Origin of the sequence: Roseburia sp. 1XD42-34, from assembly GCF_009917385.1 — a bacterium.
In the GTDB taxonomy this organism is placed as follows: Bacteria; Bacillota; Bacilli; order Bacillales; family Amphibacillaceae; genus Virgibacillus.
Genome location: NZ_QWLJ01000036.1, coordinates 26,294 through 49,636, shown reverse-complemented (window position 1 = coordinate 49,636; position 23,343 = coordinate 26,294). Strand labels below are relative to the sequence as shown.

Below are 23,343 nucleotides of genomic sequence, written 5' to 3'. Positions count from 1 at the left end.
AGATTTTTTTGGTTTATAGTATAAGAAAAACAAAGGCTTCCGCCATAAGACTTGGCGACAAGCCAAGTTTTTCTAATTATACAGGAAACAATAAATTATAAATTGGGGTTGAAGCCTTCGTACTTGACTAGACGTTTCACTTTATCTTCTTTTAAGCAGCAGGAAAGGACATATTAATGCATTTGGTAAATGAAGGTTTTTTAACAATCTGTTTTTAAGGCTTGACTATTAATGAAAACACTTAATAATAGGACAAGAAGAAATATAGATGGATGGGGGAATGGACGCATGAAAAATATAATCGCACTAATACTAGTTTGTTTTGGATTATTTGCTTGGGTACCAACATTTGCACAAGCGGAAGATAAAGGAATTCAAGAAGAAGTTTTTTACCGTATCCTTGTAGATCGCTATAGTAATGCAGATCCTAAGATCGATAAACAAATGGATTTGGATAATCCAATGGCATACCATGGTGGTGATTTGGAAGGGATTACAGAAAGGTTAGATACGTTTGAAGAAGCTGGGTATACTGCGATCGTACTCTCACCAATTATGGAAAATGCACCAGATGGTTATCATGGTTATTGGATAGAAGATTTTTACAACGTGGAAAAGCAATATGGAGACATGGAAAGCTTGAAAAAACTTATTGATGAAGCCCATCAAAGAGATATAAAGGTAGTATTAGAGCTTGTTACAAACTATGCTGCCAAGAGCTATCCAATTGCGAAGGACAATTCAAAGCAATCTTGGATTGAACCTACAAATAATATAGACACAGCTTGGAGTGAAAATGTCGTTAAGCTGAATCAAGAGAATGAAGAGGTACAAAATTACTTAGTCGACGTAGCAATGTATTGGATGGATGAAACCAATATTGATGGTTTTCAATTACATGCAGCAGATCAATCATCGAAAACATTTTTAAATCTTCTTACGAGTAAGATAAAAGATAAGGATGAAACTTTCTATTTGTTAGCAGACGTATTAGACTCAAATTCCGATGTAACCTCATTACAGGAGAATGATCATATTGATGCAGTGGATAATCATCAAGCACAACAAACTATGAGTAGTGTTTTTTCTAAACCAGGAGTTTCACCGGAAAAAATTTATGAAGAAACAATGGACGACAATGCATTAAGCATGTTATTTATGGATGATGAATCAATGGAACGATTTACCCAAACCTTAGCGGAGAATGGCAGAAATCCACTGACAGCATGGTCGTTAGCTTTAACGTATTTGTATTCTATGCCAGACGTTCCGGTTATATACCAAGGTACGGAACTTCCCATGTATGGAAAAACGTTAGAAGAAGTACAGCGAATGGTAGAATTTAACAGTGGTGGAAAGGAAATAAAGGAATTCTTTAACCGCATCTCTTCTTTACGTAATCAGTTTGCTGCTCTGCGTCGTGGAAGCTATGAATTAGTTGGTACGGATGGAGCAATGATCTTGTTTAAACGAACTTACAATGAGGAAACGATGTATATTGCCATTAATAACGATGTAAAAACACGCTCTGTTACGATTACAGACTTGGAAAAAGGGAAAGAGCTGCGGGGGTACTTAGGCGACCATACGTTTCGAGCAAATGATAAAGGAGAATATCGAATTGGATTAGACCGTGAGTCAGCTGAAGTATTTTCTGTAAAAGAAGATACAGGCTTTAACTGGTGGTTTATTGGTTTTATCGTTGGAGTATTTCTATTATTCATGATCGCAATAGTGGTATTATCGAAAAAGCAAAAAGCAAATAATCGATAATAATATCATTTTCAATCTGATGAGGGACATAAACCAATAAAGAGACTGGGACATAAGCAAATAGTATATAGCAAAAGTCGAATAAGCCATCTTATCCCCAATATAAAGTGCTGTAAGACTCCAAACTTCAAAACCAGGGGATAAACAAGTCCAAGTGGATATAACAGCACCTAAAACGCCGAGGCCTTTAGGTTATACCATTACGGTACTACCAATTAGTGAAGGAAGTGCCCACTGATTGAAGATTCACTTTATGGTCCATTTTTATAATCAGCTGTTTTAGTTATGTTCCAGTCTCTTTATAAAATAAATAAATAATTTCTCATCATGAAATATTTGTTATAACTAATGAAAAAAGTGCTTATTCTTCTTGAACAGGTTGTTGGAAATTAGTATTCTTTAAAAAGAAAAGTGCAATAGTTCCTGGTCCAGAATGGGAGCCAATAGCCGATCCAACCATACCAATAATAACTTCTTTAACATGAAATTTTTCCTTGATCATCGAAGCAAGTTGTTCAGCTCTTTCAGTGTCATCCCCATGAGATATCGCAATGGTTTGATTGGATAAGTCGTCTCCACGTTTTTCCATAATTTCCAACATTCGCTGGAACAGTTTTTTTGAACCGCGGATTTTTTCTAATGGGATCAACTTTCCATCTTCTACATGAAGAATGGGCTTGATTTTAAGAAGGGAACCAACAAATGCTGCTGTCCTACTTACACGTCCGCCTCGGTAAAGGTATTCTAGATCATCTACGGTAAAAATATGCTCCATATTTAATGCACAAGCTCGACTAGAGGCAATAATTGTATCTAAGTCTGCTCCTTGTTTTGCAAGTTTAGCTGCGTGGAGAACTACAAGTCCGCAACCTAAAGAAGCACATTTCGTATCGATTACATGAATAGGCGCTTCGGGATAAGTTTCCTTCACTTCTTGCTCGATCATTTTTGCTGTTTGATATGTACCTGATAATTGTGAAGAAAAAGCAAGATAAACTAAAGGTTGATTAGCCTCAGCAAAAGACGTAAATATAGCTTTAAAGTGTTGAGGCGAAACTTGCGACGTTTTTGGGGTTTTCCCATTCCGCATAGCGTGATAAACTGTTTTAGGATCAATTGACTTTCCGTCTTCATAATCTTTATCATCAAGATGGACAGTTAACGGTGCCATCTCTATATCAAATTCGTTATAATAGTGCATTGATAAATCACAAGCGGAATCTGCAAGTATTTTTATATTCATTGTTTCACCTACATTTCTTTAAGTAATCTTTCTTTTAGTTTATAGTTGTTCACGTAGATAGTCAAAAAAAAGGGATGTATAATTTTGATAATATTCTTGCAAGTATGATAAAAATGGTATGCAGAATGCTTTTATAAGTTGATACTCAAAAATAACCAATTGATAGAAATAAGCTTAAAGGTTGAGATAAATGGTTGGGGTGGAAATTATTGAAAAATATTCGATGTTTGAACAAACGCAAATATAATTTGATGTTAGCTGGCGTGTAAAATGAACTGTTTATCTTATTGCTAGCTTTAAGAGATAACGAACTTAAAAATTTGCTACTTGGTCCGCATAGGTTTTGGTGTGGAAGTTGATCTTCATAAGCGAGCTTCTGTTCTCACTACGAATTCTTCTGCTGACCAAACTTAATTTTCTATGCCAAGAGAAGGAGGCAGTTATGTTCATATTTGAAGCAAAACGTATTGTAGTAGTTATTTTTGGGGCTTTGCTGAATGCGATATCCTTAAACTTTTTCTTAATTGGAGCAAATGTCTATGCGAGTGGTTTTACAGGTGCTGCCCAGTTATTATCCAGCGTCTTTAATGATTTTATTGGCATAGGGATTAGTACAGGAATCTTATTAGCTTTATTTAATATTCCTGTTGCTATCTTAGGCTGGTTTAAGGTTGGAAAAGGGTTTACAGTGTATAGTGTTATATCTGTATTATGCACAACGCTTTTTTTAGAATTTATTCCTATGATTGAAATATCGGAAGACATTATTTTAAATGCTGTTTTTGGTGGGGTTATTGGCGGAACCGGGATTGGTATCACCCTTAAGGTCGGTGCTTCTACTGGTGGAATGGACATTGTAGCTATGGTCCTTTCAAGAATGAAGGACAAGCCAATAGGTACGTATTTTTTAATGTTAAACGCTGTTATTATAGCATTCGCTGGGATACTTTATGAACCAGAAAATGCATTATATACATTGCTAACATTATATGTAACTACACGCGTGATAGATGCTATTCATACACGTCATGAGAAGGTTACAGCTATGATTATTACTCGAAAAGCAGATGAGCTTCAAGCTTCTATCCACAAAAAAATGGTACGTGGAATTACGATTCTTCCTGCCAAAGGAGCTTATACTAAAACAGATAAGGACATGCTGTATTTAGTTATCACACGTTATGAGTTATATGATTTAGAACGTATTATTAAAGAGGTAGACCCTCATGCATTTACAAATATTGTCCAAACGACAGGTATTTTTGGGTTTTTCCGCAGAGATTAAAGAAAAGAAGGGGAAGGGACCATGTGGAAGAAAAATTTTGTTTTCATACTTACAGCAGTACTGTTAATTGGATGTAGCGGAGAGGAAGCTAAGGAGGCTTCAACACGAGAAGAAAATTCATCAGTAAGGGAACAACAGCCGAGCGCCGTTAGCTTCCGTAATGTAGATATGGAAGTAATAGATGGAATTGTGATTTTACAAGGCGAAGCAATGGCAACAGATACAAATGTTTATTATAGGCTGGATCATGAAGGAGAACCGCTAAATAAAGAGGCGAAATTATCTCTCAAGGAAAATGCAAGCAGGTGGAAGAAGTTCACTTTAGAAATAGATTTGCCAAAGCAAACACTGACTGCAAAGGAACCACCTGTTCTCGCTCTATATGGAAAGAATGATAAAGATGAACCAATTAATACGAATTACTTTCCGGTGGATGTGGAGAACAAATAATTAATCACTGTGCGGTTTATTGGTTTATTTTTGATCTGGTATAGAACTATTTACTGGGTAAAGGTGAAACTTTAATAGTTGGGCTTTTCTTTATTCCTTGATAATTGTTAGTACCGTAGGGATATAACCTAAAAGTCTCTAACAGTATGAAGCATTTAAATTGCCGCTGAAATTTTATCTCCTTCATACTTTCCTGAGTATCTCCTTACAAGATGGAAGGGCAGTTCTATTGCAAGTTGCACGTAAGAGATAAACTATTTTTATCTCATATATAAGTTGGTGTACGACTACCACTTCAGGAGTTGGATCATTTGTACAGCAATAAGGCTAAGTGGGAGATAGCAGTACCCAAATGCCAAATGCCTTGTTTCGTAAGAAGTTATTTATCCGTTACCCTTGGGTTACTAACATGCCGTGGGGATGGATAAAAACCCACGGATTGTTATGATCCCATTACAGTAGACAGAAAAAAGAGAGCACATTATTCCTTCTACTACAGGGAGGAATTTTCCATGGGAAAAGGCCAGCTATAATGATTTGCTGGCCTTCTTTTATAAGATGAAAATGTATAAAATGAGGTGCTTAAGGATAAAGAAATAACCGAATAGCCGCATCGGCGCATAAACCCAGCAACGTTGCGACTTCACGAATCGCCCTACGATAAGTCATCATTGGTTCGTACCTCACCGTGATTCCTTTATCTCAGTTGTTCGTTCCATTCGCTACGTTGCTAAACGGGCGCTCTGCGCCTTTGTTCTATTCTATGGATTTAGTGCTTAAAACCCGTGTTTTTCAATAACTTCTGTAACCCTTGGAATTAGATGATCCCATTCAGTATCAAATTGCTTGTTCACAGTAATAAAGTTTTGATAGCCGAACACATTGTCTACACCTTCTACTTGCATCAGATCATTTAAAATTGCGTATTCGCTCGTATCACCAGGCATTACGGATATACTGTTCGTACCTTCGAAAATTATTTTATCCGTTGTAAATTTCATAGCATTTGGATTTGGGGTGGCTTCAGCTCGAATTCCCATACGTCATCCCTCCTACATCATCATACTTAATTTCAATATTAGCAGATATAAGTAGGATTAAAAAGTATTTTGTCGTTTTGTATATTTAATTGAAAAAAGATAAAGCAGGTTATGATGCTCTTTGCGAATGTAAGGAAGAAATAGATAAAGGTTTTCAGCTTGTCAGGGTAGGGGTAAGGGGTAATTTCCCAAAATGTAATTGGTTTAAATTGACAGAAAGCCCCAATCAACGGATAGGGGCTTTCTTGTCTTAAAAAAACCAATACAGCATGGCATGCAGAGGTTACTGTATTTGATTTTGTTGTCTTAATTGGTTCTCCAATTGCTGTAATTGCTGCTTTTCTTCAGGAGTCGCGTCCTGATAAGCAGCTTGGATCGCATTTTGTGCTGCTTGCTTATCTTGAGCATTAGAAGCACTATTTTGTTGATTCATAAAATTCATTACAGCGTTTCTTGCTTGTTGAAACAAATTGTTATTATTGTTATTGTTGTTATTGTTTTCCAACCTAAAACCCTCCTACTGTATGGTTATCGGCTTCAGCTTGCTTTCTTTGTGCCTCAGAGAATCTGCTTCGGTATGGGAAGCGTTCATCATGCTTTTTTACAGCATCTACACTTTGTTGGGTGAAACGCTTTGATTTACTTGCTTTACTCACGATATTTCCTCCTTCGTGCATAGGGATATACACTTTATCTCGAAAAATCATGATCCAAGACATAGCTTTTCTCTAGCGTTCATAAGTGATGGCCATCAAAATGATACAGCTATACTCGGGAAGTAAAAAGCTGAGCACATTTATTGCACTCACCATTAGTATGGTCTTATTCAAAGTATGTTATAGAAGGAAATAATTGGATATTAATGAGCGATTTCATCAAGCTTTAAATAGGTTTGAAGGAAGTTCGCAATCCCATCTGCTTCATTGGAATCTGTAACATATTTACTCACTGCCTTTAGTTCATCAATGGCATTGTCCATAGCAACACCAACTCCAGCATAGTCGATCATCTCAAGATCATTGTCTTCATCACCAAAAGCAATGATTCGCTCTTGTGGAATGTGAAAATAATGCGCAATTTTCTGTAAACCTACTGCTTTATTCATTCCTTTTCGGACAATTTCAATGATATTCCAAGGAGCACCCCATTTTCGGTGTTCAATGAGATCAGCATGGAAATCATCGAGATGTTGTCGTAAATTAGAAATATGTTCATCTTTTGGATGAATCAAAATGGAAGTAGGATCTTCCGTTAATTTATTTCTAAGGCTCCCTATTGTGAAAGGGGGATCATTTGCTGTCATATGAAATATATCGATAATTGCTTGGTCATATTGATCTAAATACACTTCATCCATAACCTCAGCTAATATATTGCGAACGTTAAGGTCATAACAGGCTCCTATAATTTTATGGGCTGTTCGGATCGGCATCGGGCTATGTAATGCGTCCCATTTTTTATCTCTTGGGTGGTGAATTAAAGCACCGTTAAAGTTGACCATTGGAGTAGTCAAACCTAAATTTTCATAATATCCAATACTGGCGCGATGTGGTCTTCCAGTAGCAATTACCACAATATGTCCTTCTGCCATTGCTTTTAAAACAACTTGTTTCGTTTTGGGGCTGATTTCTTTTTTATCCGTTAACAGTGTTCCATCAAGATCTAAAGCTATTAAATGTCTGTTTGTCTGCATATTTTCAATCACCTCATCTGTCCATAGTTTATAGTTGATACGTTCTTGAGCATACTGATAACAGTGGGTTTCAAGGTGATTTTTGAAAAACCTCCCCCAAAACCTCCCCCAATTATTGAATTGCACTTGAGTTTACACTTTCACTAAAAGCTTGTACGGATTCATTTTCTATCCTATCGAATGAATGACCGCAAACATTGTAAATCATTTAGGGAGTGTTCCCTTAAGAGTTGAGCTATTTCAATGACGGGGATCCGATTTTTAATTAATATGGTCGCATGAGTATGCCTCAATCCATGCGGCGTAATCCTTTTTATCTCTAGTCCATCAAATAAGCTTTCAAATGCTTTATTTAATGTTGAATCGTTGCATGGAGAACCAGTATTCCTTATAAACACTAAGTCATTTTCTTGTAAATGTAAACCCAGAGATACTTTTATCTTTTTACACGATAAGTAATAAGACTTTAATTGCGTTATTAGAATGTCGTCAATTTTAATTGTTTCGATAACTCTTTTCACTTTTATGAGCTCGTGTTCCGTATTTATCTCGAGTACGGTTTACTGTTATTATATTGGTTTTTACCTCCAAAAGAGCCATGTAAGCTTCATTTTCTTTCTTATAACCACGTTTTGTTTTTTCTCTACGTTTATCTAGAGAATCGTAATATCTATGTCTAAACACCAAAGTTTTTCCCCTTTAGCATTAAAATAAAAGAATAGCTCTGAATCTTTGTTCGACTTCTGCATTTCCATTTATATCCTATCCCTTCTTTCGCACGGACAGGCGCTATTTGAAGAGAATAGAATTTTACTTTAAGCAATACCTCCTTAAAAATAGTATGTAATTAAAAGCTGTTTTAAGGCTTTGTGTGATGTTATATATATAATGTGTTATTTCTTTAAAAAGCAATAAAAATGCATAGAAGATTACTTGTGTTAAGAATATGCATGTGCGTGTTTGTATTTTAGTCAGTGGTTTTAATTTCTGCACTTGTGGCAGAAAGAAATTTTATAGTTGCAATTATACTAATTTCGATCAGAGAAAAGAGCTTCTAAATATGACTTTATAAGTTCCTTTTCTTTGGTTGTTATAAAATGATTTTTATATTTTAAATTAGGTTCTTCTAGTAGAGCGTTTAAATCTATTGCCGATAATTCTTTTGCACGTTTTTTACTCAAACGTTTGTTCTTTTTCTTTTCCGAAATTTGCTTTCTCTTTTCTTCTATTGGTTCCAGAAGGTCATCTTCGTCGTAATATCCAGCAATTGCCCATATATCATGAGAACTTTCATCTAAACCTTTAGCTAATTTGTCTAACACTTGTGGTGTAGGGTTGGTGCGTTTTCCATTTTCAATCTGTGAAATATAGGCGTGAGATAATCCCCCTTTTTAGTATAGTATATAATTTCAGGTTATCTCTGGAAAATTTTTAAAAAGTTTGTTGCGAAAATTGTTGCTAAAGATAATCTGTTGAATGAAACGGAGGGGTGAATTAATTGTCATTCGCTAATATCAATATTGATATAAACCACAAGGAAATTAAGGATTATGTAAATGCAAAGCTTGATGAAGCATTAGAAAATGAATTGATCAAAAGAACTTGCATGAGCAAATCTTTTCTTGAAAATGAAATACTCTCCGATCAACGCATGAGGTTGTTGGAAAGGAGAAAAGAAAAGGGGAAACGCTTTTGGCTCTATAAAGAGAGTTTAGAAGTTATTATGTAAATCATGAACGAATGGTAAATAAAATATCGCACGGACAGGCGCTATATGAAGAGAAAACAAATAATTTTTCAGTTACTACCAAGTTGGTAGGTACCGATGGAAAGGAGGGTAATAGAATTGATCTGTTCCAATTGTTCTTGTTAGCCAAAAGCATTTATAACTTTTGCCTGTACCCGCTTCCTAGAAAACGTACAACACGCGAAAAAGATGAACCGTCAGACGATAGAGAAGCTCCATGCTTTTGACCGCCACAATACAGCTAAGCTAGACCCCATAGAACAAGATTTAAAAACGATGAAGAATTATATGACTCAAATCCGTGAGTTAGGCAACAATGGAAAGTTACGTATTGACAGTTACCAAGCCAGACAACTAGATGATCAAAAGTTTCATCAAGAACTTGTGGCTGGTATTGAGAATAAGGCTATTAGAAACGCAATTGGGCTAGAGGCAGTGCTCGGCGAAGCAGGTAAGCTTCTACTTTATAGCTATAGTCGATTTGCAGCTATTCCGGTTCCGTATTTACAGAAACACTTTGGGTTGAAAACAATGGATTATAGTTACCGATCGATGCATCTACAGCAGCATCAGGCGACTATTTAACTACACAGCAGTTCTCCACCATTGAACACCAAGTCATTTCCGCAGTAGAGGTCTCGGACTATAAAAAGGTACGTCAGGGAACTTACTATATCTTGACGGATAGTAGAATCGTAAGGAAGTTCCAATCCGAATCTGGAAGTGTAGAATATGAATTAGTGGATACGATTCCTGCCGATCGACACAAGCCAAAAGAGCCGGAAAAGAGCTGGGTGGAAAAAGCTACTGATGGGGTAGTCAAAGCAGGTCTACATGTAGGATTAGCAGGATATAAGACCGGTAAAGCGGGCTTAAAACTTTCCAAAGAGGCTTTAGACTTCGTTGTATTGGATGATGTGAATACGGTTCTTGATTCAGAAGCCTCTGTGGGTGAAAGAATATGGGCGGGAGCTTCTATTCTTCCAGTGGGGAAACCTTTAAAACTGATTAAAGCTGGCGGAGTTATTAAATTTGCGGATAAGGGTAAGCATACAGCGAAGAAAGTTAAGGATACGGAGAATAGAGTACCTTCTTATGAAAAGAAATCAGTACCTGTAGGACCTTATCGTGAAGTAAATGGATTTCCAGTTAAAGTAAAGTCAGGTGCTCAGGAGAAGCATATTCCTAATACTCCAAACTATAAACAAAAATTAGCAAATGGGAAAAACAAGAGTATATTCTATGGGGATAATAAAACAGCACAGGAACTGCTCGATAAGTTTGCAGGGAAGGGAACTTCGATTAACAAAAATAAAGAAAGAGTAGAATTTGATCAAGTAATAGGTAAGTATTATGATATGGATACTGGCAAATACACAAATACTACTAGAGGAATGATACATTATAGTAAGAGTGGCGCTCATATTGTACCTTCAGAACCACTTAGAAAGTAAAAAGGAGGATATGTATGGGATATGATCCTTTAATAGATGCATTAAAAAATAATGGTGGTGAACTAATAATAGAATGGGAGAGTAGATTGAAAATTCTTGGTGAACCAGATACACTTTTCGAGACAGATAATGGTCTAGATGATGATGATGAGAATTATACAGAGTATCATGCGGTTGCATTTCAAGTTAATCGCATTTTATCGCATCCTCCTACTAATGAAGGTAGTGTATATAATTGGTTAAGACAAGAGAAAAGTTCATTGGTTGAAATCTCTCTCTACGGATGACCCACCAAGTGCAGTTTATTTAACTAACGGGCAATGTGTGTGGAAAAGGGATAGCTAAAAATAAGAACATAGTTAACATAAAACCTTGATCGGGCAAGCCTTTCAAGGTTTTTCTTTTTTTATAAAGTCTATTTATAAGTATAGGAACTTTTGTTTGTACCCTAATTAGAGTATACCTTAACTGTACCCTACGTAGAGTACAGTAAAAATTTTTCCCTCATTATATATAAAAGTATTAAAGAAAATATTAAAGAAACACCTCTTAAAGATTTTATTATCTAATAGGTGGTGAAATAAGGGGATAGCTATAAAGGAAGGGAGGCGATTTCTAGTTGGGATTTGAAACCAAATACTTATTAAGGTACGGAATTCCTGGATGGACATTAATTATAGGTGTGATAACATCACTGGTATTTTCTAAACAAGAAATTCTGTTAGAACTGATTAACAAAAATACTTTGACAACTGTTGGTTTAGGAGCAATATTAGCTCTGACTTGCTAATAGATTTGCTGAATAACAAGCTTGATATAGGAACGCATTTTGTTACGTATTTTAGATGAAAAATTGCTTATCAAGCTGATATATGATCGTAGAAATTTTACTGACGGAGGATATTTAAATTTTAAAATAAAAAATCGTTAACCGTAACTACAGCATAGCTTAAAAAGTTGATAGCAATTCTATTGGATAGTAGAATGAAAAGCATACAAATACGTACATAAGGGGACTGTAGCATGATAGGAGTTTATGAAGCTGAAATCAACACCATTCCAAGTTTAATCGTAGTTGATACAAAAAAGGAAGGAATTGCTTTACCCGTAATTACCTATTTTCATGGTTTTACAAGTGCAAAGGAACATAATTTGCCGTTAGCCTACTTGCTTGCCCAACATGGATATCGCGTTATTCTGCCTGATAGTAAATATCATGGTGCCAGAGAAAATGGGATTTCGGCTAATAAGAGGCAGCTGTCTTTTTGGGATATTGTCATGCAAAATGTTATTGAATTGCAATACGTAAAAGATTATGTTGATGAATCTGGGTTACTATTAGATAATCGTTTTGGTGTAGCTGGAACAAGTATGGGAGGAATAACTACCTCTGCCGCAATGACACAATATAATTGGATTAAAGCAGCAGCGATATTAATGGGTACACCTAAAATTACAACATTTGCTAATGCTATTTTGAATGAATTTAAGAAAAAAGGCGATCTACCGTTCAAACAAGAAGTAATATCAGATTTATTGGATCAATTAGCTAACTATGACTTGTCAAAACAGCCAGAAAAACTAAACCAGCGTCCACTGTTTTTTTGGCATGGAGAAGAGGATGAAATTGTACCGTTCCATCATGCTTATACTTTTTATGAGCAAGTCGCTCCAAGTTATTTTAATCCGGATGATATTGTTTTTATAAGAGAAGCTAATCGGGGACATAAAGTAGGAAGGTATGCTACATTGGAGACAGTAAAGTGGTTTGCAAATCATTTATAACGGAGGGTAAGTAATGTAGAGAAGAATTTTGTCCGAGCCATGTGTTAATAGAGAAACTAAAAATATATTCCTAGTCTGTATTTCAATCGCCAAGCTCTTTGGTACGTATGCTGAATATAATATTTTAGCTAAAGAAGAGAGGAACTCGACGTATTAAAAATGTGAAGCGACAAGGAAAGGACAGCTAAGCAAACACTGTGATTGTTTACTTGGAACAAGCCAAATTCTCTTTAATTCTAATCAAAAATATGTTTAAATAGTAGTAACTAAGTTGGAGGAGGAAAAGTATATGGATGAAGCTCTAAAAGAAAACCTATGGGGCGCATTAGAGAATGTTATTGATCCTGAATTAGGCATTGATATCGTCAATTTAGGTTTAATATATGATGTAGAATTAGATGAAGAAGGTCTATGCAAAGTTACCATGACACTTACTGCTATGGGCTGTCCACTTGCTGGACATATCGAGCAGGATGTTAAGCATGCATTGTCAGATATTCCAGAGGTTAAAGAGACAGAAGTTAACATTGTTTGGAATCCCCCGTGGGGAAAGGAAAGAATGTCACGTTACGCAAAAATTGCGTTAGGCATCCCAGATTAAGCATACCAAAAAGCTTACTGCTCGTTTCAATGAATAAACTTTTTTATCAGTTAAGAAAGCATACAATTAGTGGCTTATGTATAACAAAATAACCGAATAAGCCACGTCCGGCGTAAGCGCCCAGCAACGAGGCGACTTCACGAATCGCCCTCCGATAAGTCATCATCGGTTCGTTACAAAGGGGAGGGCCGACTAAAAACGGGCTTGCCGCCCCACGTCGGCATACCCCAGTTTTTAGTGGCATGATTCCTAAAACTTTAGTTGCTTCGCTCCGGTCGCTACGTTGCTAACCGGGATCCCCGCGCCTTTGTTCACATAACACAGTCAGTCAACGCAAATGAAAAAGCAGCTGTCCCAACTAGGAGGGGATGGCTGCTTTTTCATTGTTTATGAAATAATCCAACTGTGGGTCATTTTTTGCACATTACGTTGTAGTTAACTCCGAGGTTTTCCCTCTGATAAGTAATCACTAGCTCTTCTTGTCACTTATATCTTTAAACTATCCGGTGTGTACGTTTTTTTGCTGTATTTTTATTTATTTGTTTTAAACATGCACTATAAAAAATAGATGATCGCCAGTATTCCGACTATAAAACAATAAAAACTAAAATATTTCAGATTTCCTTTCGCCATAATATTAGCAAACCATTTAAGTGCGAAGTAGGAAGCAATTATGGATGCTAAAAACGCAATGGCATAAGGAATTAATAGTGCACTAAATTTATCATCATTTACGATATCACTAACTCCTAAAATAGTAACCCCAAGGCTAACTGGAATATAAAGTAAAAATGAAAAGCGGAAAGCTGTTTCTCGCTTCATACCGACAAGCATTGCAGCAACAATGGTTGCACCAGAACGGCTAATACCAGGAATTAAAGAAACAGCCTGGGCAGCACCGACAATAAGGGCATCCTTAATCGTTAAGTCACCATCGTTTTTCTTTCCATGAAGATTACGAATCACCCATAGAGCCGCCCCAGTAATCAGCAGTGTATAGCCGACAATGATAGGTTTACTTAGTTTTTCACTGATATAATCCTCTAATAAAAACCCTAAGATTCCAGTAGGGATTGTTGCTATAATCAAGAATAAAATAAACTGGAAGTCTGCCGTTGCTTCAGAGTCTCTATCGCTTTGGAAAATATAGCGCAAACCATTTCTTGTCAGACGAAATAAATCTTTACGAAAAATGACTAAAACTGCAATGAGTGAGCCGAAATTTACTAGAATTTCAAATGACAATCCAGCTAATTCGACTTGAAGGTTCAGTATATCTCGAAGCATAACTAAATGACCGCTTGATGATATAGGAATTGGTTCCGTGAACCCTTGAAATAAGCCAAGTAGTAAATATTTTAAAATGATGCTCAGATCAGCTATTGCATCCATTGAAAAAATCCTCTCCCTATGTTTGTTCTATTGTCAGTTTAATGTCGAGTGGAAAATACAGGTATTGAATTTCCTTTCAGTAAGCTTACAGTTTTGTAAGCATTGATTCAATACCTTCCTAGTTGGATCTTGATTGATATTTACGCTGCATATAAGGTGCTGTAAGACTCTGGCTTCAAGAACTGGAGAAACATGCTGCAACAAATCTAATTGGATGGTAACAGCACCTAAATGCACTTGTTTCATAAGAGACCTCTAGATCCTTCGGCTACTAATCATCAGTGGGGATGAAAAAAACCCACTGATGAAGACTTTATTCGATTAAATGATTGAAATATTCGATAGTTTACACCATGTTATTTATTTTGTCTTTGCAAGTAGAGATCCATCATGATACAAGTCACCAACCCATGGGCAAATGAATAGGCTGAGTGGTGAGGAGGCAGATAATATGAATCACAGTCATCAACATATATACGACGTTTGTAAAGATCATATGCATGCTTATGTGCTTATTGAGTTAGTAGATGGATCAAGTATTGACGGTATTATAACTGGCTTGGATCACGAATCAGTTTATTTGGCAGTACCCTTAGAAGCACATGAACAACATCATTCGCATATGCAACAAGGGGAAAACCCTCACCACAGACAATTCGGTTATGGATATCCAGGTTATGGCGGTCCAGGTTATGGTTATGGAGGATTTGGGTATCCCCCTTCCCGATTTAGACGTTTAATCTTACCACTTACAGCTTTAGCTACATTAAGTATCTTACCATGGTATTGAATAGATCTTACCAAAACGAAACCCTTGCCTAAAAACGTAAAAGGAGGCAAGGGCTTTACTTACATTAGGTACATCATAAGTTGCCAAAAGTTAGATGTGGGCTTTATTTCTATATAGCATGATTACAAGCTAAACAAATAGTTTATGTATGAAAAAGCATGCATTCATATGGAAAGCAAACAAAGCAAGGGTGTAATTTCCCAGTCCTGCAGATAGTAAATCCCATGTAAAAAAATGGTTCGTTTTATTTTCAAGGAAAAGGAAAGTTACGTCGGCGATGCTACACGCGCAGAAAAAGTATTTTTCTTTTTCAAGAACGCCAGTTTTGATCCTTTGGACTTCTTCAATCAGTGGGAGATAAGAAAACCCCCATTGATTGAAGGTTCACTTTATAGAACTTTCGTCACTTTAGATATCTTCTTTCAAAATACCGTCGCCTAATACAGAGATCGTAATAAAAAAGACGACCGCTAAACCTATCGTTGCTGTTAAATTGAACGGTTCACTTCCCATACTTGACAGAACATAGGATACAGCAGCCCCTATTAAACATGACCAGATAAGTGTAACAATGTATCGCATGATAACACCTCATTTTTTTACAATAACTTTGATTACAAGTATTCTTCTTCTAGTTTACCAAAACACGTATGAAAAAAAAAGTATAAATTGCATTTATCCTATATATAAGATGCTGTAAGGCTCCCCCTCCAAGGAGTTGAATAGTCTGTACTGCAACTAAATCAACACCACCTAAATGCCCAATTCGTTTAGAGGTCTTTAGGTCATACCATTGCGGTACTAGCAATCAGTGGGGGCTAAATGAAAACCCCGAAGGTTCATTTTATCAAAAGGCGCTATCCTGAGTGTTGAAAACAGAGGCGTGGAGTATATTGGTGCGTGCACTGTTAATAAAGGATAGCAGTTATCTTAAAATTTTTAATAAAGATTTATTTTTAATATAGACACAAAGGAGTGATTGGTTTGGCTACTTTAGTTGTTAATTGTAATCATTGGATTGGCTTTCATATTGTTAATGGATTACTGGAACAAGGATTGAAAGTAGAAGGTTTGGTAAACGATAAGAAAGATGATGGACTAACTCTTTTTTTTGGTAGAAACAGCAATTTCTCATTCTTTATAGATAAAAAAAATAATACGTATGATCAAATCATTCAGGTGGGACCAATGAACATAGATGTTACCCTTTCATCAGAGCTTTTTATCACCCTTGCACATCCAATAACGGTAAATGATCTTACAAGTTCAAACGAATTATATATTGAATTACCACTTCTATTTGGTGAATGGATGCCAATGACAGAAAGCGGCATGTATTTTCAAGAAGAATTTATTTCCTTTTCATCCGATAATTTTAATCAACATGCAACTTATATTCAGGATTTTGTCGCACGTTTTATTACTTGGTTAAGTACAACGGATTTACATCATATCAAGGGCACTGTAAAAAAAATAAACCTTGATAAATTTGTGAAAATTCAGGACAATAGACCTAAAGAAGATAAGGTGAAACAGGTCATCCAGCACTATCGGAATTATCGGTTACGTAATGATTAAAGTTACTATTAGTGAGACCATCAGGCACCTAAGCGAGTGTTTATTTTGCTATTTTTTATTGAACGTGCTATGCACATTTTAACTAACCTGAAAATGGCTTTGATTTTCCGCATATGTGATCAATTACTTCGTTTAACCACCGTTAAATAGACAGGAGTGCTTCAAATTGCGAATTTTTCTTGCGTTTGTCAGCGTTTTGATGATGCTAAGTATATTAAGTAGTTGCAGTTCTTCCCCAGCTCAGAAACAATTACAGAATGTAGGTATGCTATTAAGTGAAAATATCTCTGATCAAGTATGGAATGAAAAAGGTTACCAAGGTCTTGTTTCATTAGGGAAAAAGTTTGGTATTAATGTGTTCTATAAAGAAAATATTGTAACAGAAAAAGAGATTATCGAAGCAGTAGAGGAATTTTCAAATAAAGGAGTAAACCTTATTTTTGGGCACAATTCGCATTATGGAAAATACTTTGCAGATATTGCTGCAAATTATACGCATATTCACTTTGTTTATTTTAATGGATCTTATGCAGCAGAAAATGTAACTAGTTTTACATTCGATATGCATGCAGCTGGTTATTTCGCAGGTATGTTATCTGGAAAAATGACTGCTACAAATAAAGTAGGAATTGTTGCAGCTTATGAATGGCAACCAGAAATTGAGGGCTTTTTTGAAGGGGTTAAAAACGTAAATCCAGAAGCAGAAGTGGAATTGGCTTTTTTAAATGATTGGAATGATACACAAACAGCCAACGACGTCTATCAGCAAATGAAGCTTGGTGGTGCAGATGTGTTTTACCCCATAGGTGATGCCTTCAGTAAAGAAATAATTAAACAAGCAGAAAAAGATGATATTTACGCAATTGGATATATGACAGATCAATCTGAATTAGCAGAGAATGTTGTTCTAACTTCGACTGTTCAACATGTAGACGGGCTTTATCATGATGTAGCTGAACAAATGAATGAAGGCAATTTAACAGGAAAATTGAAAACTGTCGATTTTCAGGATGGGGCGGTTTCTCTAGCGCCTTTCAATGATGAAGTACCTGTTTCTTATCAATATGAAATAAATCAGGCAATTGAACATTATATAGAGACTGACTTATTCCCACAGTTGTAGTCTAATTGCAAAGCTTCAGCTTGCAAAAAGGAAAGTGATACATTAAAATTAGTACCAAGTAATAATAATAGATAATAACTTAGGTATGTTAAGGAGATGGAAAAATGGATGTTGGTGTTTTGGGTTTAGGACATTACGTGCCTGAAAAAGTCGTTACAAATCATGACTTAGAAAAGATCGTTGATACAAATGATGAATGGATTCGCACGAGAACAGGTATAGAAGAACGAAGAATAGCAGAAGAAGATATGGATACCTCAGATATGGCATATTTAGCAGCAGAAAAAGCCATAAAAAAAGCGAATCTGGCCCCTGAAGATATAGATCTTATTTTAGTCGCAACAGTAACCCCTGATACACCGTTTCCTTCTGTTGCCTGTATCATTCAGGACCGTTTAGGTGCGAAGAATGCAGCAGCTATGGATATAAGCGCTGCGTGTTCCGGATTTATGTATGGAATGGTAACGGCAAAGCAATTTATTGAAACAAACACATATAAACATATATTAGTCGTCGGGGTAGAAAAATTGTCAAAAATCACCGATTGGTCTGATCGCAGTACATGTGTGTTATTTGGTGATGGAGCGGGTGCTGCCGTTATAGGGCAGGTATCTGCTGGGAAAGGGATTCTTGCGTTTGAATTAGGAGCTAACGGAGCAGGGGGAAAAGAGTTAAAGCAAGAAAAAGACACTGGCTATTTATACATGAATGGACGTGAAGTGTTTAAATTTGCAGTCAGACAAATGCCAGAATCGTCCGTAAATGTTATTAAAGCTGCGGGATACGATGAAGATGATGTCGATTACTTAGTTCCACATCAAGCAAATATTCGTATTATGGATGCTGCTCGTCAGCGTTTGGGAATTTCCGAAGATAAGATGGCTAAAACCATTAAAAAATATGGAAATAACTCTGCAGCCTCTATCCCAATAGCTTTGTCTGAATCTGTCTTAGATGGTAAAATAAAAGACGGTGACTTGATCGTTTTAGTTGGCTTTGGCGGCGGTTTAACATGGGGAGCCTTGGCAATACGATGGGGAAGATAACTGTATGGAACTAGGAGGAAAACCATATGAAACAAAGAAGAGTAGTAATTACAGGACTTGGTGCAGTTACACCAGTTGGAAATAACGTTAACGACATGTGGGCAAGTCTGATTTCTGGGAAATCAGGTATTGACTTTGTGACAAAAGTAGATAAAGAACAATTTCCTGCTAAAGTAGCTGCAGAAGTGAAAGATTTTGACCCAAGCCCATTTATTGATAAAAAAGATGTTCGTAAAATGGATTTATTTACACAATATGCTGTTGTAGCATCGAAAATGGCGGTTGAAGATGCGGCACTATCTATTGATGATAGCAATCGAAATCGAGTGGGGGTTTGGATTGGTTGTGGTATCGGTGGTATGCAAACATGGGAAGATCAACATCGAAAGCTATTGGAAAAAGGCCCTAAACGGGTCAGCCCCTTCTTTGTTCCAATGATGATTCCGGATATGGCTGCAGGTCAAGTATCTATTCACTTGGGAGCAAAAGGAATAAATTCTTGTACCGTGACGGCTTGTGCTTCTGGAGCAAGCTCTATTGGGGATGCATTTAAAGCTGTTCAACGTGGCGATGCCGATGCGATTATTACTGGGGGAACGGAAGCGCCTATATCGAACATGGCATTTGCCGGATTCTCCTCTGCCAGAGCACTTTCCATAAATGAAAATCCTAATAAAGCAAGCCGCCCATTTGACAAAAATCGCGATGGATTTGTGATGGGGGAAGGCTGTGGTATCTTAGTGTTGGAGGATTTAGAAACAGCATTGGCTCGCGGAGCTCATATTTATGCTGAAATTGTCGGTTATGGGGCTACTGGTGATGCTTATCACATTACTGCACCAGCTGAAAACGGGGAGGGGGCAGCACGTGCTATGGAAATGGCTTTAAATGATGCAGCCGTTGACCCAACTGAAGTGGATTATATTAATGCACATGGAACTAGCACAGAGCTTAATGATAAATTTGAAACAGCCGCTATTAAGGCAGTGTTAGGTGACCACGCAAATGATGTTGCTATTTCTTCAACAAAATCAATGACCGGTCATTTATTGGGTGCTGCTGGAGGCGTAGAGTCTGTGATTTCTATAAAAGCGATTGTGGAAGATATAATTCCGCCAACTATTAATTATGAAGTTCCCGATCTTGACTGTGATTTAGATTATGTTCCAAATAAGGCAAGAAAGCAGGAGGTCAATACTGTACTAACTAACTCTCTTGGATTTGGCGGGCATAACGTTGCATTAGTTTTTAAAAAATATCAAGCTTAAAAAAGTGAAACTTCAATCAGTGAAGGTCTTCTTTGGCATACTAAATTAAAGGCTAGATCGCAGACGTGATTATTCACACACTCTTTCTGCACACAGTAGGTCGCTACCTTGTCTTTCTTATCATTGAAAGAGAAGAACGCTTTTTTCGGAGCCATGTTTTCTGCGGGCAACATCCTATTGAACCGAACGAATCGTGAATTTAGGTGCTGTTATTTCTCGCTTAAACTTATTTTATGGTGTCCGACGCTTGAATTAAGAGTCTACTGTATTTTTACATTTTAAAAAAAGTCGATCTTTTTGATCGGCTTTTTTTCATGTATGGAATAGGACAAGCATAGTCTATATAAAAAGAGACAAGGTAGGAGAGACGAAAATGGGATACATGTTCTTATTTTTAATAGGCTTTGGCTTTTCTATTATGGGCGGAGTAACCATCATTGCATATATGAATTTCCTTCCAGCGGGTTTATCTTGGGGAGAATATATGAGCTTTATTACAAGTAGAGTAGAATGTTATTTTTTACCAATAGGTCTGTTGTTCATGCATATTGCTTTAAAACGTTATCCGAATCATTAATAGTAAATACAAACGTAATAGAATCCTTAGTTCTGAAGTTCCTTACGTTACGATCCTTCAAATAATCTAGCCCTTTAACCTGTATGTTAAAGCATAAAATTATAAATTAACACGTTACATATAGAATATTTTGTTCCATTGATGGTCATAATGTATGTTAAGTTCAGATGAAAAGTGAGGGTTGTTTTATGCTATACATGCATGACGTTTGGGTAAATTGGTTTGAGGGAGAAGAAAATGGCTATAACGTCTGTTATTTTCACGAATGGCGTAAAGAAGACGGCATCGAACTACTAGATCAGGTACCGTTATTATACATAACAGAAGAACTGTTTTTTTATATTGAAAATGACATGCAAGAGCTCCCAAAACCATTATTAGACGCTATTTATAAGCGTGCTTATATGCGTAAAGGACAGGAAAGGACTGTTCTAGAATATGCTAGCATTATAACAGATGGGAATAATACCCTTGTATTTGACACGATTGGATACCGAATACCTGTGAGGAAAAGTAGATTGATTCCTAGACAGGAACAACTTGTCTATGACATGATTAAAAACGCAAAAGCACAGTCTTACAAATATGTCGCTAGAAATTATAAGAAAGAATATCACATGCTCTCTATGCCACCGGAGCTTATTTTTGGGTTAACTAGAAGAGAGCGTCAGTTGAAACAGTTACTTATGATGGGGTTAGATCAGTTGCGAACAACGAATCATTTAGAAGAATTACGTTATTGGTTAACTGAATGGGACCCAAAGCGCTACCCGTATATTCGGTTTATGGACGAAGATGCAGTGTGGAATGCATTATATGAAGGTGTAAAAAAAGGCTGGAGTTATCGACATGAGGATTTATGTCGTAAGCTTATTAAGGGACAACCTTTCTTGGAGAAAATGTGGGAAATAGAAAATGGGCAAGAACAAAATGCCTCACAGTAAGGGCACATGAAAAAGCGGGTGAACTGTTTTATATAGCTTCGCCCGCTTTTTTGATTTCTAATCCATGTAATGGACGGCATTAAGATAATCTTCCACTCTAGATGGTAAAGCCGTGGATAAACAAGGGATGCAACCACAAGTCATATTTCTGAGTCTGTTCCATACCTTTAGGTTGGGGTACTAACCATCAGTGGATATTTTTATCCCGTATATAAGGTGCTGTAAGGCTCCCACTTTAGAAGTTGGGTAATCTGTATTGTGCAACAAGTCTATGTAGGAGATAACAACACCTACACGCCTTATTTCGTAGGATGTCTTTAGGTTATATTAACAATCAGTAGGGGATGAATGAAAAACCCCACTGATTCAAGATTTCCTTTATCTATCACTGATTTATAGTTCTTACTTTATGCCAATTACGAAGTCTATGTGGTACTTTCCGAAATGAATAGTTAGTACGCTTCAAAACAGTTGGATTGTGTAGCTTACCGGAACTAGCTATTTTTTCTTTTTTACTCTTCCTAAGCCCATCGCTTTTTTTGCTTTCACAACAGTGTGATTAGCAATAATGGAAGCTTTTTCGGCCCCAGCATCTAAAATGTTGTCCAATTGGTCTGATTCCAATAAGGAATAGTATTTGTCTTGGATTGGTTTTAACACATCAATTATTGCATTAGCTGTTCCTTGTTTAAATTCGCCATAACCTTTTCCTGCATATTTTTCCTCTAGTGCTTCGATCGTTTCGCCGGAGCAAATAGAATGGATGGACAACAGATTAGATACTCCTGGCTTGTTTTCTTTATCGTATTTCACGATTCCTTCTGAATCAGTTACTGCACTCTTTATTTTCTTTTCAATCCGTTTTGGTTCATCGAGCATAGATATGAATCCTTTTTGATTTTCGTCTGACTTACTCATTTTCTTTATCGGATTTTGCAAGGACATAATCCGAGCGCCAACCTTTGGAATACTCGCTTCAGGCACCGTAAAGATATCGTTATATTTATTGTTGAATCGTTGTGCCAAATTTCTCGTTAATTCTAAATGTTGCTTTTGATCTTCTCCAACAGGAACGATATCGGTTTGATATAACAAAATGTCAGCCGCCATTAAGGTAGGGTAGGTGAGTAGGTTTGACGGAATAGCAGTTTCTCTATTTGCTGATTTATCTTTGTATTGAGTCATACGTTCCAACTCACCCATATAACTGATTGATTGTAGCATCCATCCTAATTGCGTGTGTGCAGGTACTTCTGATTGAATAAATAAAATTGATTTTTTTGGATCAATACCAGCTGCTAAATATAAGGCTGCAAGCGATCGAATGTTATTTCGAAGTTTTAATCGATCTTGCGGAACGGTAATAGCATGTTCGTCAACAATACAAAAATAACATGTGTTGTCATCTTGAAGCTCTGTAAAATGTTTCAGTGCCCCAAGGTAATTTCCCAGTGTTAATGTGCCACTAGGTTGAATTCCTGAAAAAATCGTTGCCATCTTGTTCACTCCTATGTTAATTTGTTCCATACAAAAAAGTTCAATCACTCCCTATAA

The 23,343-nt window shown here is 36.6% G+C and carries 27 protein-coding genes, 1 pseudogene and 1 other annotated feature (1 of these 29 running past the window's edge); of the genes and pseudogenes, 17 read left to right on the top strand and 11 right to left on the bottom strand.

Annotation, left to right across the window (positions count from 1 at the left end):
- Nucleotides 1-288 precede the first annotated feature (288 nt).
- On the top strand, nt 289-1,773 hold the full coding sequence (locus tag D1839_RS15890; protein ID WP_120378807.1) for an alpha-amylase family glycosyl hydrolase: 1,485 nt from the start codon (nt 289-291) through the stop codon (nt 1,771-1,773).
- 361 nt (nt 1,774-2,134) lie between these two features.
- On the opposite strand, the gene D1839_RS15885 is transcribed toward D1839_RS15890, so the two are convergent.
- Entirely contained in the window at nt 2,135-3,016 is an 882-nt protein-coding gene (locus D1839_RS15885; RefSeq protein WP_120378808.1) for a DegV family protein, read from the bottom strand.
- Nucleotides 3,017-3,458: 442 nt separating this feature from the next.
- On the opposite strand from D1839_RS15885, the gene D1839_RS15880 reads away from it, so the two are divergent.
- Nucleotides 3,459-4,301: a YitT family protein gene (locus D1839_RS15880; RefSeq protein WP_120378809.1), complete on the top strand. Its 843-nt coding sequence runs from the start codon at nt 3,459-3,461 to the stop codon at nt 4,299-4,301.
- A 21-nt stretch (nt 4,302-4,322) separates the two neighbouring features.
- Nucleotides 4,323-4,751 (top strand): hypothetical protein, encoded by a 429-nt coding sequence (locus D1839_RS15875; RefSeq protein ID WP_120378810.1) that lies wholly within the window; start codon nt 4,323-4,325, stop codon nt 4,749-4,751.
- Nucleotides 4,752-5,527: 776 nt separating this feature from the next.
- Here D1839_RS15875 and D1839_RS15870 read toward each other — a convergent pair.
- From D1839_RS15870 to D1839_RS15845, 7 genes and pseudogenes are all read right to left on the bottom strand, one after another.
- A complete protein-coding gene (locus D1839_RS15870) occupies nt 5,528-5,791 on the bottom strand; it encodes a NifU N-terminal domain-containing protein (protein ID WP_077297279.1) in 264 nt (87 codons plus the stop codon).
- A gap of 283 nt (nt 5,792-6,074) precedes the next feature.
- Nucleotides 6,075-6,296 carry a DUF3813 family protein gene (locus tag D1839_RS15865; protein ID WP_199689952.1) on the bottom strand — a complete coding sequence of 74 codons (222 nt, stop codon included), beginning with the start codon at nt 6,294-6,296 and terminating at the stop codon, nt 6,075-6,077.
- A gap of 1 nt (nt 6,297) precedes the next feature.
- On the bottom strand, nt 6,298-6,447 hold the full coding sequence (locus tag D1839_RS15860; RefSeq protein WP_166554463.1) for a hypothetical protein: 150 nt from the start codon (nt 6,445-6,447) through the stop codon (nt 6,298-6,300).
- 203 nt (nt 6,448-6,650) lie between these two features.
- Nucleotides 6,651-7,484 carry a Cof-type HAD-IIB family hydrolase gene (locus D1839_RS15855; protein ID WP_120378811.1) on the bottom strand — a complete coding sequence of 278 codons (834 nt, stop codon included), beginning with the start codon at nt 7,482-7,484 and terminating at the stop codon, nt 6,651-6,653.
- Nucleotides 7,485-7,657: 173 nt separating this feature from the next.
- Complete coding sequence (locus D1839_RS21410; RefSeq protein WP_353616261.1) at nt 7,658-8,032, bottom strand: tyrosine-type recombinase/integrase; 375 nt, start codon at nt 8,030-8,032, stop codon at nt 7,658-7,660.
- Entirely contained in the window at nt 7,980-8,168 is a 189-nt protein-coding gene (locus D1839_RS21405) for an Arm DNA-binding domain-containing protein (RefSeq protein WP_353616260.1), read from the bottom strand. Before D1839_RS21405 ends, D1839_RS21410 begins: the two co-directional genes overlap by 53 nt.
- Before the next feature lie 344 nt (nt 8,169-8,512).
- Nucleotides 8,513-8,863: pseudogene (locus tag D1839_RS15845) on the bottom strand (helix-turn-helix domain-containing protein); the annotation flags it as partial.
- 119 nt (nt 8,864-8,982) lie between these two features.
- Between D1839_RS15845 and D1839_RS15840 the strand changes: the two are divergent.
- The 7 genes from D1839_RS15840 (at nt 8,983) to D1839_RS15810 (ending at nt 13,071) form a co-directional block, all read left to right on the top strand.
- The gene (locus D1839_RS15840; protein ID WP_120378813.1) at nt 8,983-9,213 is read left to right on the top strand and encodes a hypothetical protein; all 231 of its coding nucleotides are present in this window, start codon (nt 8,983-8,985) and stop codon (nt 9,211-9,213) included.
- 156 nt (nt 9,214-9,369) lie between these two features.
- Nucleotides 9,370-9,816, top strand: coding sequence for a T7SS effector LXG polymorphic toxin (locus D1839_RS15835; RefSeq protein ID WP_286164834.1), 447 nt, complete (start codon nt 9,370-9,372; stop codon nt 9,814-9,816).
- 92 nt (nt 9,817-9,908) lie between these two features.
- Nucleotides 9,909-10,685 carry a polymorphic toxin type 50 domain-containing protein gene (locus D1839_RS20455; RefSeq protein WP_199689954.1) on the top strand — a complete coding sequence of 259 codons (777 nt, stop codon included), beginning with the start codon at nt 9,909-9,911 and terminating at the stop codon, nt 10,683-10,685.
- 14 nt (nt 10,686-10,699) lie between these two features.
- Complete coding sequence (locus tag D1839_RS15825) at nt 10,700-10,972, top strand: hypothetical protein (protein ID WP_199689955.1); 273 nt, start codon at nt 10,700-10,702, stop codon at nt 10,970-10,972.
- A gap of 332 nt (nt 10,973-11,304) precedes the next feature.
- A complete protein-coding gene (locus tag D1839_RS15820; protein ID WP_158589604.1) occupies nt 11,305-11,475 on the top strand; it encodes a hypothetical protein in 171 nt (56 codons plus the stop codon).
- 233 nt (nt 11,476-11,708) lie between these two features.
- Complete coding sequence (locus tag D1839_RS15815) at nt 11,709-12,470, top strand: prolyl oligopeptidase family serine peptidase (RefSeq protein ID WP_120378815.1); 762 nt, start codon at nt 11,709-11,711, stop codon at nt 12,468-12,470.
- 289 nt (nt 12,471-12,759) lie between these two features.
- Entirely contained in the window at nt 12,760-13,071 is a 312-nt protein-coding gene (locus D1839_RS15810; RefSeq protein ID WP_120378816.1) for a metal-sulfur cluster assembly factor, read from the top strand.
- 555 nt (nt 13,072-13,626) lie between these two features.
- Here the strand turns inward: D1839_RS15810 and D1839_RS15805 are convergent.
- Entirely contained in the window at nt 13,627-14,463 is an 837-nt protein-coding gene (locus D1839_RS15805; RefSeq protein ID WP_120378817.1) for an undecaprenyl-diphosphate phosphatase, read from the bottom strand.
- A 451-nt stretch (nt 14,464-14,914) separates the two neighbouring features.
- Between D1839_RS15805 and D1839_RS15800 the strand changes: the two genes are divergently transcribed.
- A complete protein-coding gene (locus D1839_RS15800; protein ID WP_120378818.1) occupies nt 14,915-15,253 on the top strand; it encodes a hypothetical protein in 339 nt (112 codons plus the stop codon).
- Between the two features lie 408 nt (nt 15,254-15,661).
- On the opposite strand, the gene D1839_RS15795 is transcribed toward D1839_RS15800, so the two are convergent.
- Nucleotides 15,662-15,835 carry a DUF2929 family protein gene (locus D1839_RS15795; RefSeq protein WP_120378819.1) on the bottom strand — a complete coding sequence of 58 codons (174 nt, stop codon included), beginning with the start codon at nt 15,833-15,835 and terminating at the stop codon, nt 15,662-15,664.
- Nucleotides 15,836-16,237: 402 nt separating this feature from the next.
- On the opposite strand from D1839_RS15795, the gene D1839_RS15790 reads away from it, so the two are divergent.
- The 6 genes from D1839_RS15790 (at nt 16,238) to D1839_RS15765 (ending at nt 21,789) form a co-directional block, all read left to right on the top strand.
- A complete protein-coding gene (locus D1839_RS15790) occupies nt 16,238-16,831 on the top strand; it encodes a hypothetical protein (RefSeq protein ID WP_120378820.1) in 594 nt (197 codons plus the stop codon).
- A gap of 166 nt (nt 16,832-16,997) precedes the next feature.
- Nucleotides 16,998-17,954: a BMP family ABC transporter substrate-binding protein gene (locus D1839_RS15785; protein ID WP_120378821.1), complete on the top strand. Its 957-nt coding sequence runs from the start codon at nt 16,998-17,000 to the stop codon at nt 17,952-17,954.
- Nucleotides 17,955-18,058: 104 nt separating this feature from the next.
- Nucleotides 18,059-19,000 carry a beta-ketoacyl-ACP synthase III gene (locus D1839_RS15780; protein ID WP_120378822.1) on the top strand — a complete coding sequence of 314 codons (942 nt, stop codon included), beginning with the start codon at nt 18,059-18,061 and terminating at the stop codon, nt 18,998-19,000.
- 26 nt (nt 19,001-19,026) lie between these two features.
- Nucleotides 19,027-20,268 (top strand): beta-ketoacyl-ACP synthase II, encoded by a 1,242-nt coding sequence (gene fabF / locus D1839_RS15775; RefSeq protein WP_120378823.1) that lies wholly within the window; start codon nt 19,027-19,029, stop codon nt 20,266-20,268.
- Nucleotides 20,269-20,641: 373 nt separating this feature from the next.
- Entirely contained in the window at nt 20,642-20,845 is a 204-nt protein-coding gene (locus tag D1839_RS15770) for a hypothetical protein (RefSeq protein WP_120378824.1), read from the top strand.
- A gap of 188 nt (nt 20,846-21,033) precedes the next feature.
- The gene (locus D1839_RS15765) at nt 21,034-21,789 is read left to right on the top strand and encodes a YjbA family protein (RefSeq protein WP_120378825.1); all 756 of its coding nucleotides are present in this window, start codon (nt 21,034-21,036) and stop codon (nt 21,787-21,789) included.
- A gap of 498 nt (nt 21,790-22,287) precedes the next feature.
- Here the strand turns inward: D1839_RS15765 and trpS are convergent, their stop codons facing one another.
- Entirely contained in the window at nt 22,288-23,286 is a 999-nt protein-coding gene (trpS, locus tag D1839_RS15760; RefSeq protein WP_120378826.1) for a tryptophan--tRNA ligase, read from the bottom strand.
- A gap of 55 nt (nt 23,287-23,341) precedes the next feature.
- Nucleotides 23,342-23,343: a binding site (T-box leader), on the bottom strand; it runs 176 nt beyond the window's last position.

Bases quoted from the DNA above. Each gene is read 5' to 3' on its own strand.
- D1839_RS15800 (WP_120378818.1), top strand. From the start codon at position 14,915: ATGAATCACAGTCATCAACATATATACGACGTTTGTAAAGATCATATG.
- D1839_RS15870 (WP_077297279.1), bottom strand. From the start codon at position 5,791: ATGGGAATTCGAGCTGAAGCCACCCCAAATCCAAATGCTATGAAATTT.
- D1839_RS15875 (WP_120378810.1), top strand. From the start codon at position 4,323: ATGTGGAAGAAAAATTTTGTTTTCATACTTACAGCAGTACTGTTAATT.
- D1839_RS15890 (WP_120378807.1), top strand. From the start codon at position 289: ATGAAAAATATAATCGCACTAATACTAGTTTGTTTTGGATTATTTGCT.
- D1839_RS15780 (WP_120378822.1), top strand. From the start codon at position 18,059: ATGGATGTTGGTGTTTTGGGTTTAGGACATTACGTGCCTGAAAAAGTC.
- D1839_RS15765 (WP_120378825.1), top strand. From the start codon at position 21,034: ATGCTATACATGCATGACGTTTGGGTAAATTGGTTTGAGGGAGAAGAA.
- D1839_RS15855 (WP_120378811.1), bottom strand. From the start codon at position 7,484: ATGCAGACAAACAGACATTTAATAGCTTTAGATCTTGATGGAACACTG.
- D1839_RS15795 (WP_120378819.1), bottom strand. From the start codon at position 15,835: ATGCGATACATTGTTACACTTATCTGGTCATGTTTAATAGGGGCTGCT.
- fabF (WP_120378823.1), top strand. From the start codon at position 19,027: ATGAAACAAAGAAGAGTAGTAATTACAGGACTTGGTGCAGTTACACCA.
- trpS (WP_120378826.1), bottom strand. From the start codon at position 23,286: ATGGCAACGATTTTTTCAGGAATTCAACCTAGTGGCACATTAACACTG.
- D1839_RS15885 (WP_120378808.1), bottom strand. From the start codon at position 3,016: ATGAATATAAAAATACTTGCAGATTCCGCTTGTGATTTATCAATGCAC.
- D1839_RS15805 (WP_120378817.1), bottom strand. From the start codon at position 14,463: ATGGATGCAATAGCTGATCTGAGCATCATTTTAAAATATTTACTACTT.
- D1839_RS15815 (WP_120378815.1), top strand. From the start codon at position 11,709: ATGATAGGAGTTTATGAAGCTGAAATCAACACCATTCCAAGTTTAATC.
- D1839_RS15770 (WP_120378824.1), top strand. From the start codon at position 20,642: ATGGGATACATGTTCTTATTTTTAATAGGCTTTGGCTTTTCTATTATG.
- D1839_RS15880 (WP_120378809.1), top strand. From the start codon at position 3,459: ATGTTCATATTTGAAGCAAAACGTATTGTAGTAGTTATTTTTGGGGCT.
- D1839_RS15825 (WP_199689955.1), top strand. From the start codon at position 10,700: ATGGGATATGATCCTTTAATAGATGCATTAAAAAATAATGGTGGTGAA.
- D1839_RS15810 (WP_120378816.1), top strand. From the start codon at position 12,760: ATGGATGAAGCTCTAAAAGAAAACCTATGGGGCGCATTAGAGAATGTT.